The 12,428-nt window shown below is 34.1% G+C and carries 15 protein-coding genes; 2 read left to right on the forward strand and 13 right to left on the reverse strand.

The genetic code is table 11. From position 1 onward, the window contains the following. The first annotated feature begins 3 nt into the window (after positions 1 to 3). A complete protein-coding gene (gene rnjA, locus ACYVEC_RS13720) occupies positions 4 to 1,671 on the forward strand; it encodes a ribonuclease J1 (RefSeq protein ID WP_060632083.1) in 1,668 nt (555 codons plus the stop codon). 38 nt (positions 1,672 to 1,709) lie between these two features. Here the strand turns inward: rnjA and ACYVEC_RS13725 are convergent, their stop codons facing one another. From ACYVEC_RS13725 to ACYVEC_RS13770, 10 genes are all read right to left on the reverse strand, one after another. Next, positions 1,710 to 2,375, reverse strand: coding sequence for a potassium channel family protein (locus tag ACYVEC_RS13725; protein WP_000504032.1), 666 nt, complete (start codon positions 2,373 to 2,375; stop codon positions 1,710 to 1,712). Between the two features lie 83 nt (positions 2,376 to 2,458). Continuing rightward, positions 2,459 to 3,325 carry a hypothetical protein gene (locus ACYVEC_RS13730; RefSeq protein ID WP_063223145.1) on the reverse strand — a complete coding sequence of 289 codons (867 nt, stop codon included), beginning with the start codon at positions 3,323 to 3,325 and terminating at the stop codon, positions 2,459 to 2,461. A 254-nt stretch (positions 3,326 to 3,579) separates the two neighbouring features. Further along, complete coding sequence (locus tag ACYVEC_RS13735; protein ID WP_063223144.1) at positions 3,580 to 4,710, reverse strand: N-acetyldiaminopimelate deacetylase; 1,131 nt, start codon at positions 4,708 to 4,710, stop codon at positions 3,580 to 3,582. Positions 4,711 to 4,771: 61 nt separating this feature from the next. Further along, entirely contained in the window at positions 4,772 to 5,494 is a 723-nt protein-coding gene (gene dapD, locus ACYVEC_RS13740; RefSeq protein ID WP_060632086.1) for a 2,3,4,5-tetrahydropyridine-2,6-dicarboxylate N-acetyltransferase, read from the reverse strand. A gap of 71 nt (positions 5,495 to 5,565) precedes the next feature. Then, on the reverse strand, positions 5,566 to 6,450 hold the full coding sequence (locus ACYVEC_RS13745; RefSeq protein WP_001984809.1) for a LysR family transcriptional regulator: 885 nt from the start codon (positions 6,448 to 6,450) through the stop codon (positions 5,566 to 5,568). Positions 6,451 to 6,592: 142 nt separating this feature from the next. Next, positions 6,593 to 7,036, reverse strand: a complete 444-nt coding sequence (cbpB, locus tag ACYVEC_RS13750; protein ID WP_063223143.1) for a cyclic-di-AMP-binding protein CbpB — start codon at positions 7,034 to 7,036, stop codon at positions 6,593 to 6,595. A gap of 169 nt (positions 7,037 to 7,205) precedes the next feature. Further along, positions 7,206 to 7,397 carry an antirepressor AbbA gene (abbA, locus tag ACYVEC_RS13755; protein WP_063223142.1) on the reverse strand — a complete coding sequence of 64 codons (192 nt, stop codon included), beginning with the start codon at positions 7,395 to 7,397 and terminating at the stop codon, positions 7,206 to 7,208. 107 nt (positions 7,398 to 7,504) lie between these two features. After that, positions 7,505 to 8,023 carry a ribonuclease H-like YkuK family protein gene (locus tag ACYVEC_RS13760; RefSeq protein ID WP_063223141.1) on the reverse strand — a complete coding sequence of 173 codons (519 nt, stop codon included), beginning with the start codon at positions 8,021 to 8,023 and terminating at the stop codon, positions 7,505 to 7,507. 74 nt (positions 8,024 to 8,097) lie between these two features. After that, positions 8,098 to 8,247, reverse strand: coding sequence for a hypothetical protein (locus ACYVEC_RS13765; RefSeq protein WP_063223140.1), 150 nt, complete (start codon positions 8,245 to 8,247; stop codon positions 8,098 to 8,100). 206 nt (positions 8,248 to 8,453) lie between these two features. After that, positions 8,454 to 8,690: a YkuJ family protein gene (locus ACYVEC_RS13770; protein ID WP_000055151.1), complete on the reverse strand. Its 237-nt coding sequence runs from the start codon at positions 8,688 to 8,690 to the stop codon at positions 8,454 to 8,456. A gap of 234 nt (positions 8,691 to 8,924) precedes the next feature. Here ACYVEC_RS13770 and ACYVEC_RS13775 point away from each other — a divergent pair, with 234 nt between their 5' ends. Next, positions 8,925 to 9,161 (forward strand): glutaredoxin family protein, encoded by a 237-nt coding sequence (locus ACYVEC_RS13775; RefSeq protein WP_000717880.1) that lies wholly within the window; start codon positions 8,925 to 8,927, stop codon positions 9,159 to 9,161. Between the two features lie 115 nt (positions 9,162 to 9,276). Here ACYVEC_RS13775 and ACYVEC_RS13780 read toward each other — a convergent pair whose 3' ends face one another. The 3 genes from ACYVEC_RS13780 to fadH form a co-directional block, all read right to left on the reverse strand. Beyond that, entirely contained in the window at positions 9,277 to 9,765 is a 489-nt protein-coding gene (locus ACYVEC_RS13780) for a DUF3993 domain-containing protein (protein WP_063223139.1), read from the reverse strand. Positions 9,766 to 9,947: 182 nt separating this feature from the next. Further along, positions 9,948 to 11,165, reverse strand: a complete 1,218-nt coding sequence (locus ACYVEC_RS13785; protein ID WP_000564300.1) for an EAL domain-containing protein — start codon at positions 11,163 to 11,165, stop codon at positions 9,948 to 9,950. 255 nt (positions 11,166 to 11,420) lie between these two features. Further along, positions 11,421 to 12,185 carry a 2,4-dienoyl-CoA reductase gene (gene fadH / locus ACYVEC_RS13790; RefSeq protein ID WP_060632088.1) on the reverse strand — a complete coding sequence of 255 codons (765 nt, stop codon included), beginning with the start codon at positions 12,183 to 12,185 and terminating at the stop codon, positions 11,421 to 11,423. Positions 12,186 to 12,428 lie beyond the last annotated feature (243 nt).

Here is a 12,428-nt window from a genome sequence, read left to right on the forward strand (position 1 = left end):
CATATGAAATTTCTAAAGAATGATCAGGCTGCCGTTTTTGCTTTAGGTGGACTTGGTGAAATCGGTAAAAATACATATGCTGTTCAATTTCAAGATGAAATTATTATAATTGACGCTGGAATTAAGTTTCCAGAAGACGAACTCCTCGGAATCGATTATGTAATACCAGATTACACTTATTTTGTGCGAAACGAAGATAAAATTAAAGGATTATTCATTACACATGGTCACGAAGATCATATTGGTGGAATTCCTTACCTATTACGTCAAGTGAACATTCCGATTTATGGCGGAAAATTAGCAATTGCACTAATCAAAAACAAATTAGAAGAGCACGGATTACTTCGTAAAGCAAAACTTTATGAAATTCAAGAAGATGATGTTATTAAATTTAAAAAGACATCTGTTTCCTTCTTCCGTACAACTCACAGTATCCCAGATTCATACGGAGTTGTTGTGAAAACACCTCAAGGACAAGTGGTTCATACTGGCGATTTCAAATTTGATTTCACTCCAGTTGGTGAACCAGCGGACTTAACAAAAATGGCTGAAATTGGAAAAGACGGTGTGCTTTGTCTCTTATCTGACAGTACAAACAGTGAAGTTCCAAACTTTACAATGTCTGAGCGCCGTGTTGGTGAGAGTATTCAAGATATTTTCCGCAAAGTAGAAGGACGTATTATCTTCGCAACCTTTGCATCAAATATCCATCGTCTACAACAAGTTGTTGAAGCAGCAGTTGAAAATAATCGTAAAGTGGCTGTATTTGGTCGAAGTATGGAAGCAGCTATTGAAATTGGACAAAACCTCGGTTATATTCGCTGTCCAAAAGATACATTCATAGATACTTCCCAACTAAACCGCCTACCAGCTAATAAAGTTGTTATTTTATGTACAGGTAGTCAAGGCGAACCAATGGCAGCACTTTCACGTATTGCTAATGGTACTCATCGTCAAATTCAAATCATTCCTGGCGACACAGTTGTTTTCTCTTCTTCACCAATCCCTGGTAATACAATTAGCGTAAGCCGTACAATTAACATGTTGTATCGTGCTGGTGCCGATGTAATCCACGGAAAACTGTCAAACATTCATACGAGTGGACATGGCGGACAAGAAGAACAAAAGCTAATGCTTCGTCTAATTAAACCAAAGTATTTCATGCCAATTCATGGTGAATATCGTATGCAACGTATGCATATGAAGTTAGCAAATGATTGTGGTATTCCAGAAGAAAACTGTTTCATCATGGATAATGGAGATGTTCTTGCCTTGCGTTCTGATGAAGCAAGTGTAGCTGGTAAAATACCATCTGGATCTGTCTATATTGACGGAAATGGTATTGGAGATATCGGTAATATCGTATTACGCGATCGTCGTATTCTTTCTGAAGAAGGACTTGTTATTGTAGTTGTAAGCATTGATATGAAAGAGTTTAAAGTTGCAGCAGGACCTGATATTATCTCACGTGGTTTCGTTTATATGCGCGAAAGTAGTGATTTAATTAACGATGCTCAAACATTAATTACAACTCATTTAGAAAAAGTAATGGAACGCAAAACAACACAGTGGTCTGAAATTAAAAATGAAATTACAGATACATTAGCACCATTCCTATACGAAAAAACGAAGCGTCGCCCAATGATTTTACCAATCATTATGGAAATATAAGAAAAAGGACAATACCTTCATGGTATTGTCCTTTTCTCTTATCTTAAAAAGTGTTTAAAACGATCCACTTCATCATCATGACCAATTACAATTAATATATCTCCCGCTTGAATATTTTCCGTAGCTCGAGGAGATACAATAACTTCTTTACCACGTTTAATTGCTACAATATTCAATCCAAACTTCGCACGAATATCTAATTCGATTAAAGAATGACCATCAATTTTTTTATTTGCAATAATCTCTACAATACTATGCTCATCTGAAAGCTCAAGATAGTCTAATACATTACTTGATGCAATATTATTAGCAATCCTTTTTCCCATATCACGCTCTGGATGCACAATGTGATCTGCACCTATTTTACTCAAAACTTTTTCATGATAATCATTCTGAGCTTTTACAGTAATATTTTTTACCCCTAACTCTTTCAGAATTAACGTTGTTAAAATACTTGAATTTAAATTATCTCCAATAGCAACGACTACATGATCAAAATTACGAATACCAAGACTTTTTAATACCATCTCATCTGTTGAATCTGCAATTACAGCATGCGAAGCTATATTTGCAAACTCATTAATTTTATCCTCATCTGAATCAATTGCCATTACTTCCATACCTAATTGAGCGAGTTCCCGGCAAATACTTCCACCAAAACGTCCAAGCCCAATGACAGCAAATTCTTTCTCTTTTTCACCCACAGGAATTCCTCCAATAACATCGAATACTATGTATTTTTATTGTAACATACTTTATATTTGCTACAAAAACCTGTATATCATGCTTATTTTTGTTTTTGCATATAAAAATACTGTTGTAAATAAAATGCGATACTGAAAATTAACATTCCAAATACAAATATGTTTCCAAATGAACTAAATGTTTCAAAAACGAATAATAACGTTTCTTGTCCGAAGAAAGCAAACAATAGTTGTATAAATGCGAATAGCAATGCCAATATATAATGATGTTGATGGAATAAATAATGCGTTGCGCCTAAAAAAGCGATAAACGAAATGATGAAAATCCACCAACTTTCTAAAAACAGTTGCCAATTAGTAAATTGATATCCATTCACTAATATTGCAATAATTCCTATAACAGCCATCGTTGGCACACTCCATAACAATGCACGCCCTCTAAAAAATTGCGTACCTTTTACATCTCCCTTTTCATTTGCAATGTATGTTAGCACGACAGTACTTATATACAAAACAGAGAAAATTGTTAAAACAATTATGAGCCAAAAATGCAACTGATAATATTCATGTTCTATATTCGTCACGATAGCAGCTAGCATACACGGTATTAGCATTCCCGTCCAACCATCTACTTTTCTTTCATTCCAAAATACCGTGTTACCAATCCGTATTCCTAACAACATAAAAATAATGATACCTAGTACAAATAATGTCGTTTTATTCCCTACTAAGCTCGTTGAGAAAGCAATTAATCCAATAAATAAAAAGAGAACAAATCCATTCATAATTTCTAATACAGGTGATAAATATCTCTTCACCCATTTATATGTTTCGTCATATTCATGATTATCTACTAAACGGTAGGCATAAAAACTTATCCCAAAATACACCGCCGCAATAATAACATACGCATATAAGACGAAACACAACATTGCACTGCTAATTTGCACGTAATTCCCCACCCTTTTTTCTATGTTTCACCTTGATTTTACACATTTTCCACACGAAATGTAAACATATATAAGCTAGTTAACTAATCATCTTCTCAATAAGCGATAATGAAGAATGAGCAGCGGCTCAAAACCACTGCTCATTATTTTATCCATTTGTATGCCGATGTCTATGCGAAGCAAATATGAAAGATGTTTTCGCCTTGAAACTAACACGTACCCACTTTAAATTTTTGCAAAGTTAGTGAGCAAGTTCACTTTCTAGTTCCTTTCCACTTCACATATTGATCTAAAAATACGATAGCTTTCTCAATTGCCTCTTCATCTGGTTTTAATTTTGCGTGGTGTAAACCATATTCTGAATTTACCCCAAGCCAAAACATAAATCCAGGAATCTCTTGAAGCATATAACCAAAATCTTCACCTGTCATTGCCTCAGTACATGTAATTACATTCATATCAGTTTGTTCACTTACAAATTGCATAAACTCTCTCGTTAATGCTTCATGGTTATATACTTGATGATACATTGCTCCGTAGTCAATAACCGCTTCACATTGGAAAGAAGCTTCTATACCTGCAACAATCGCCTCAATCCTACTTTTAACACGACTCATTGATTCCACTGATAATGTTCGGATCGTTCCTTCTAACCGAGACTTTTCTGCTATGATATTTTGAACTGTACCGCCTGTTATTTTTCCGATTGTAATCACTGCACTATCAAGAGGATTCACATTACGACTAATAACGGATTGAAGTTGTGTAACAAGGTGACTTGCTGCAACAATCATATCATTTGCAGTATGCGGATAGGCTGCATGTCCACCTTTCCCTTTTAAATCAACATATAACTCAGATGTATTCGCAAATAATAGCCCCTCTTTTGTCGCAATTGTTCCTACAGCGTATTCCGGTGCAATATGAAGACCAAGGATGATATTCGGCTTCCATTCTTTTAACTCTTCACTCTCTAACATAGGAAGAGCCCCTCCTGGTCCTTCTTCAGCTGGTTGGAATAGAAACACAAGGTCATCATCTATTCTTTCTGTTACAGCTGCTGTCAGAAGGCCTAAACCGATTGTTGTATGCAGATCGTGTCCACATGCGTGCATCATTCCTTCATGAATAGAAGCAAATTCATATCCAGTTTCTTCTGTAATTGGCAAACCGTCTATATCTGCTCGATAACCTATAATTTTTTCTGGATTTTTCCCATTTACTTTAACAATGACACCCGTTTTCCATACTTTCACTTCCACATTTTCATTCGAAAGCGTTCCTATGTAATCTAAAATATACTGTTGTGTTTTCCACTCTTTAAATCCAATTTCCGGTATTTTGTGTAGGTCTCTACGAATTTGAATGAATTTGCTTACTGCCATTTTTGCACCTCTATCTATAAAAAGCGTAAGAGCCCTTTTATGCTCTTACGCTTTTTTGTTTTTATTTCTCTGGGTTTAATTGACGAAGCTCTTGTTTAATTTCAGTTTTTGCTTTTGTCTTCTCATCAATCTCTTTAATTACGCGTGCTGGAGTACCCGCAACAACTGTATATGGAGGTACATCTTCTGTTACAACAGCTCCTGCTGCTACAACTGCACCTTTACCTACTGTAACTCCCTCTAACACAACTACGTTAGCACCAATTACAACATCGTCTTCAACGATAACTGGTTTTGCTGAAGGTGGCTCAATAACACCTGCAAGTACTGCACCTGCACCTACGTGACAGTTCTTACCAACAGTTGCACGTCCACCAAGTACCGCGTTCATGTCAATCATAGAACCTTCACCAATTACAGCACCAATATTAATTGTTGCATTCATCATAATAACAGCGTTGTCGCCGATTTCAACGTGGTCACGAATAATCGCGCCTGGCTCAATACGAGCTTTAATACCTTTTAAATCAAGCATTGGAATTGCAGAATTACGACGGTCATTTTCAACAACGTAATCAACGATGTTCTTGCTATTTTCATCAAGAATTGTCTTAATTTCAGACCATTCTCCAAATAATACACCAGACTTTTTATTTACAAATGCTTGTACCGTTTCAGGGAATGTTACTTCTTTTAAATCCCCTTTTATGTATACCTTTACAGGAGTTTTCTTTTCACTTTTTTGTATAAACGAAATAATTTCGTTAGCGTCCATCATTTTCATTCTTGTTGCCTCCTAAATCCATTTATAATGTTACTCTACCAAACGATAGAGCGAGTAGCAAGATAATAATCCTATTTTTCCATTTGAATTTCTTCTATAATTTCTAAAAATGCTTGTACTTGCTTTAATTGTCTAGCTGATTCACTCGTCAATAACCATGTTTCTCTCGTTAATTGAACAGGTGTTTTATACATATTTTCCTGTACCTCTTTTAAAACAGTAGAGGGTAAAAGGGCATAACCTATACCATTTAAAACGAGTTGTTTGCACGTCTCAATTTGATCAACGACAATTGTTCTCTTAGGTGGATTAGAAAATAAACCATACCACCAATTTTGTATTTGTCCATAATAAGTCGAATCACTTTTAAATTGAATAAATGGTCTATTTGTTTCTTTTAACATCGAAATATCTTTTATTTCTTTATCCACTAAATAAAGTTCATCTTCAAATAATTGTTGCTTCTGACCTTTATATTCTTGTGTTCCTCTCAATATAGCAACATGAACGTCTCCTTCATAAAATTGCTTTTGCACTTCACTACTCCAGCCAGTAAACAGCGATATTTTCACAGAAGGATATTTATGCACAAACTTCTTCAAAACAGGAGGAAGCCAATATTGACCAATAACTGATGCAACAGCTATTTTTAACGTTCCGTGAGTTTCTGTTCTAAAAACAGCTAGCTCACTTTTAATATCCTCTTCCCTTTGTAACATTTCTTTTGCATAATTTGCGACTTTTTCCCCTTCAGGTGTAATTGTCAATCCTTTTTGCGAGCGAATAAAAAACTTCATTCCCCATTGTTTCTCCATAGATTGTAATCGTTGACTAAGCGCAGGTTGTGAAACAAATAAACGTTCCGCCGCTTTTCTCATATTTGATTCCTGAGCTAACACAACCATCATTTGAAAATCATCAATTTGCAACTTTCTCCCTCTTTCCTTAGCTTCCATACACCTTATCTCAATAAGCTTTTCATCCTTAATTTAACTACATACTCTTATATTTTTTATCTTTTTAAATATAATACATACACAACTGATATGCACGAAAAAAAAGTGACTTCTCAGTTTCTATGAAGTCACTTTTCTCACATTATCGATTATGTTGCCTTACTTTTTTATTCAACAATTTTAAAATAGCTCGACGTGTTAAAATCCCCTCAAAATACCCCTCTTCGTTGACAGCGCAAATAAAAGGATGATCAATTGTCATTTCTAAAGCTTTTGCAAACGAATCTTCTAACTTAAGTACCGGAATGTCTTCCTTCATCACCTGTTCTACTTTCATTTCTTCAAGTCTTTCAAACTCAATGCGTTCTAGCCCTAACATACCGTCTAAAATCATAGCAGTACTAATTAATCCGTGCAATTTATACATCGGGTCCAAAACAGGTATCGCCGAATATCCAGATTTCACAAGTACGAGTAACGCATGCTCTAAACCATTCCCTATTTGGACATGTGCTACTTTTTCTGATGAAATGATTAAATCTTTCACAAAAATTTGTTGAAACTCGTCTTTCGGAATACTAATCATGTTACATCCCCCATTTTTCCTTTTTCCTGCTTATAATCACCGGCTCTATCCATATTTTATGACAGCGTTTTCATATTATTATTTTGTCCTTACATTATTTCAATAAAAACAAAATTACACAGCTATTTTAGCATACAACACAAAAAAAAGACTACCATTTCGGTAGCGCTTAATACCCTTTATTTTTTAATCTGTAAAATAACCTTGTGATTTTTTTATATTGCATCACATCTGTCTTTTTTAAACCATTCTCAATATCTGTAAGTTCCACAGATAAAATTTCACTCGCATAATTTTGCTGAAATAAAATATCTAGTAACAAACTTTCCTCTTCTTCAGTTAAAACAAATTCCCTTTTCATATACCCCTCTCCTTATACTCGCATCGTTACTCTTATTATATAAAATTTCCAGCCTATTTAATAGATGTAATATTCAGTTTTTAGTGAAAGATATATAAAAATTGTTTTTATTTCGTATATCGATTTGCATAACTAAATGCCGCGTAAGCATCCGGCTTAATTTTTGCAGTTAATCCCATCGCTTGAATTTTCGTTGTCATATCTAGAATAAATTCTTTTGTTAAACCATCATTTCCGATATCCAAGTGAATTTCCATTATAAATCCAGCACCATCTTGCGCATATGGATGCAATAAATCCCATATTGTTTGTATATGGTTTGGAGTAAATAGACATGCGATTTCTTGACTAAATTGCGTCTCTAAATATATTTTCTCACGTAAAGTTGCTGGCTTATCTTTTACTGATTTATGGTGTAAGCACCCCCAAGCTCCTTTTCCAACGCGATGAATATGAATTGCCGTAATAAACCTCGTATCCTTTTGATGTGCTTGTGAGTCTGTCCCAATGGATAAGCGATATAAATTTCGTGGATCCTTTTCAATGAAATTACAAATACGGGTAAAGACCATATCAAAATTTAAATGTCTCTCTGAAACATTATAAAATTTATGTTCCCCGGCCACATAGTCACGTCCTTTCAATTAGACAGACTTTTCGTATTCTCATTGTATGGGACAAAAACAAAAATTATAACTTCCTACCCTTTATTCGTTTCAATATTCCGAATTACATAATGGCAAACCTGGCACGTATAAATTACATTTTGATTAGATTGAGCCGTTAATACATGAATAATCTCAGTAGAATTGTGACAATTAGGACAAATCACCACTGGTAAACGTTCCATACAGCACACCTCCTCATTATTTTCATCCCTCTATTTACTATCCCATTAGTGATGGCTAATAAACATTATAGGACGAAGATTCTCCACTGATTACAATTTCACTTTATTACCATTGTAGGAAAAATTAAAAATCCCTATACATATATACTAAAAAGTAATAGAACTAAAAAAGGTGCTGCCATATGGCAACACCTTTTTTATATGTATCAAGAAATGATATCGTAAATCTCAATTGCAACCATATCGATATTATCGAATTGATACACTTGAGGTTTTTCACCTTGTTGATACACTTCTAACTCATACATTTCACTTTTATCGAAAAATTTCACGCTACATTTGCGCTCACCGTTCACTTCAAAATAGCGTTGTGCTACTTCACCGCTTTCAGCTTGTTCTTGTAGACTAACAAGTCGAGTTAAAATTCCTTGGAGTAGAGACATGAAATCTCTCCTTTCTCTGATCTTCCTAACAATAGGTTTTACAGCTATACTCATTCTATCCGTCATAACAGAAAAAATGTTCCACACTCTAGGATAAAGGTTATTGGCCAGAAACTCAACTAAAAATTTGTCGAAATACAAAGGAAAAAAACAGAAAGAACATCTTTTCCCTTCTTTATTGCGATTTTTATACTGGAAGAATATAATAAAAAACAGAAAAAAGGAGGAATTACAATGAAAAAAATTGAGGTTTACACACAACCTGATTGTCCGCCATGTGTCATTGTGAAAGAATTTTTAAAGCATAATAATGTTGTATATGAAGAATTTGACGTAAAAAAAGACGCCGCTGCACGCAATCGTCTTTTATATGACTATGATTCTTATTCAACTCCAACAGTTGTAATTGATGGCGAAGTTGTTGCTGGTTTTCAAATTGAAAAATTACAACAGCTACTCAATATAGAATAGGAATAGGTGTAAAGACCTATTCCTATTCTTATCCCGCTATTTTCGGAAAATAAACACCCGATTGAGGCAGGATAATAATCAGCGGGAGATGAACCCCACTGATTAAAGTTTCACTTTATAATTGTTGTAATCTTTTTATTTCAGTTAAAAGTTCTTGGCTCTCATGATATCCGGCCAATTTCCATTTCCCTTGATCTCTTTGCAATGTTACAATTTGATATTGTCCACTTTTCGCCCGCTCATATACATATAAAATTTTATGCTCTTCATCATATGACATTTTCGTTTCTGAATTAAAAGAAAACGGCGCTTCTTTTGCTGGAAGTAAATATTCACCACTTTGTTTATCACTTCTACTATTTTCATCTGTAAATACTTGAAGGAAATTCTCTGTAAAATACGGTGATAACGTTTCTATCATCTTATTCATCGGCCAATGCTTCCCACGAATTGAAAATTGGGTTTCATAGCCATTTTGTATCGTTGTAAACACTTCTTTCCGATCGACCTTCACTTCCTCTTTTCCTAAAACAGTTGTAACACTATAACCAACTAGAAAGGCAATGCATACAAATAGAACTAACCATATTCCATATTTCCTCATTTTCTCACCTTCCTTTTAAGAAAACTTGTCTTTGTAGTATTCATTGTAACAATGATTATGCACAGACAGGGCTGGTTTCGTTCGTAAAATCTTTACAACGATAGACAGCATTTTCATCACCATTTTCACTATTTCCAATTTATGATAAAAACAAACAAAAAATGCACGAATTTCTTCGTGCATTAAAATAAAACATCTTCTTCATATAAATATTCATACGATAAATCTATAAATAAAAAGTTTTCATCATCAATTGGGAAAGAAAATGTTCGTACCATCTCACCAGTTTCAATATCAGCATATAAATCTGATAGTCTTGCCTTATTCTCAAAACGCATTTTCATAATATTTTCTAGAAAATACGGACGCCAACTCCAGTTCTTCATATAATACTCAGGCATCACAATCCATTCCCCATCTTTTTTCATAACGTTTCCTGATTGTTGGAAACCATCTTCGTTACAAATAAATATGCGAAAACTACACTGTGATACACTTTGGCTAAATTGTAATAACCAATCGTTTATATCTTCATTCTTTTTCTGTTTGGCTAGAACATCACCAATTCGATCGCGTAACATTTCTGTTAAATTATAAATTTTTTGTAACTTCTTCTTCTCATGTTGAATAAATTGATGACACTCATTACCAAGTCGTTCTTTCAAAACGTTCGTTTCAATAAAATCAGGCAAGCATTCTTTCAAATAATTCCCTTGATAGTATCTGCCACCGTTTTTCCAAGCATATTGTAGTTGATAAAAAGCATCTATTTCTTCATATAACAATGTCGCACCAATTCTTCTAGCAAGTAATGATAAAGAATATAAAATATCTTGATAAGATTGTAAAAGTGCAGTTTGCCTTAAGTTTGTTAAATCTACTTTTAAAATATCCGGTGCTAACACGCTAATACGTTCTAAATTACTTGTACCCGTTCCGACTTTATTAATCGAAATTTGAATACCATATGTACGATAATACATAAGTAAATGATTAAATTGCTCTATATCTTCTTTACATTCATGTTCTGTAATCTCTAAAACAATGTGTTTCAAATTTAAACCTTGCTCTTCATACATCAATAAAAGTTGAAGCAAACTTTCATCATCATCGTTCATTAATACGTTAGCATTCCGATGTATAAATAATAATAATTTTTGATCACTTTCTAAATAACGATTTAAAGCTTTTTCTACTATAATGTTATCGGCTTCCAGTTGAAACTCACTCGGAATAGAATCATCATGAAAGAAAGAAGCTAAACTTTGTATGCCCTCTTCTGTTTGAATACGTCCTACTACTTCATATCCAATTACAGTATGCTCATCAGCACTAAAAATAGCTTGATAATAAGGAAGGACTTTATCCAAGTTACTCATTACATCTAATGCATCTATCAACGTGCTTCCCTCCCTTTACTTTTCAAAAATTATAACATGATATTTACGGAAAAATAATAAAAAATCCCTTCAGTTTTCCTGAAGGGATTAGAGGGGTAAAATGCTAAGGGGAATTAGCAATTCTACTATGAAGAAAAAAGAGGTCTTAAATATAACGTACATATGACCTCTTGTAAATACTTTTCTTTCATATGTCACAATTCCGTCACATTTAACCGTAAAAAAATGAATCAAACATTCATTTTTTTACCCCTTTTAAAATGGATATTGATGCAAATGTTGTCCTCCATCCATTGTCATGCAAGTTCCATTTATGTAGGCAGCTTCATCTGAACATAAATAATAAGCTAGACCTGCGATTTCTTCTGGCGTACCCAGCCTTCCAAGCGGAACACTTTGTATCGTACGCTTAGCCATTTCTTCTGAAATCCATAATTTATCAGCACCACCCGTACGTTCAATTGGTCCTGGCGCGATAGCGTTAACTCGTATTCCATATTTACGTCCCCACTCAACAGCAAGCGTCTTCGTCATTGCTAACACTCCAGCCTTCGCTGCAGCCGAATGAATAACTCCCGGACCTGCATCCCATGCATATGTTGCTACCATGTTAATGATATTCCCTTTTATACCTTTTTCAATCCAATATTTCCCGACAGCTTGGCTACAGTAAAATGTACCATTTAACACAATATTAATTACCGAATTCCAGCCATTCACGGATAAATCTTCTGCTGGACAAATAAAGTTTCCAGCTGCATTATTTATTAAAATATCAATTCGCCCAAACTTCTCATCAATCTGTTCAATCATTTTCTGAATATCTTCCGTATTTCTTACATCCATTTGTACAGGTAATATTTGTCCTGGAAATTGTTCAATTTCCAACTTTGTTTCTTCTAGTTTTTCCTTTGTACGTCCTGTAATAACTACTCGTGCCCCTTCTTTTGCAAAGCGAGTCGCCATTCCTTTTCCCATTCCGCTTGATCCACCTGTTATAATAACTACCTTTTCTTTCACATACATCCCCTCCAAAAAATGAATACACATTCATTTTATCATTTTATTTAATAGAAATCTTTATATTTTTAAACTTTTCTGATATTTTAACGTAAAGAGGTGTCTTTTCATTCATTTTTTTCGTAATCTATACTACTTTTTTATTATTTAAAATATATTTTTAATAAACTGAAAGGAGATTTGAGTAACCTGTATATGTAACAAAAGCATGTGCTATAAATCAAATAGGTATACTCATATTTT

Source organism: Bacillus sp. MN7755 (assembly GCF_054771475.1).